Annotated in this window: 1 protein-coding gene; it reads right to left on the bottom strand. The window is 47.5% G+C overall.

Annotated features, from left to right (window positions below):
* Positions 1-438, bottom strand: a 438-nt coding sequence (locus R7Q48_RS31065; RefSeq protein ID WP_318134268.1) for a TatD family hydrolase, incomplete at its 3' end; no start/stop codon positions are given.
* Between the last annotated feature and the right edge of the window lie 80 nt (positions 439-518).

The raw sequence follows: 518 nt of genomic DNA, 5'->3' as shown, positions 1-518 counted from the left end.
ACCGTCTTGCTCTTGACGAAGCAGAGTCAGCGTTTCTTCGATGGAATCACGGGTGTGGATCACCACAGGTAAATCCATCTCTTTTGCCCAATTGAGTTGGGTTACGAAAGCCATCTCTTGCTCTGCTCGGTAGGTTTTATCCCAATACAGGTCGATGCCGATTTCGCCCACGGCGATAAAGTTGTGTTTTTCGAACCAGCCTCGGATGATTTCTAGCGTTTGATCAACGTTGCTATCAACGTAACATGGGTGCAAACCCATCATTGAGTGGCACACTTCCGGATACGCTGCTTCGGTCTGCAGCATCGGTTCAATCGAGTCCAGATCGATATTCGGCAGCAAAATTTTAGTGATGCCTTGAGTTAAGGCGCGCTCAACCACTTCATCGCGGTCGTTATCAAATTCGCTCGCGTATATGTGCGCGTGGGTATCGATCATGGTCTTTCTCTGTACTTTGTCCGTTTGGTACGAGAAGTATACTTGAGTGTGAGTGCTGGGTCATTTTCAGTTTTTTTCAT

It is taken from the genome of Vibrio sp. 378, from assembly GCF_033339435.1.
Note: the sequence above shows the minus strand (reverse complement) of the source record. Positions and strands in the feature narration are given on the sequence as shown.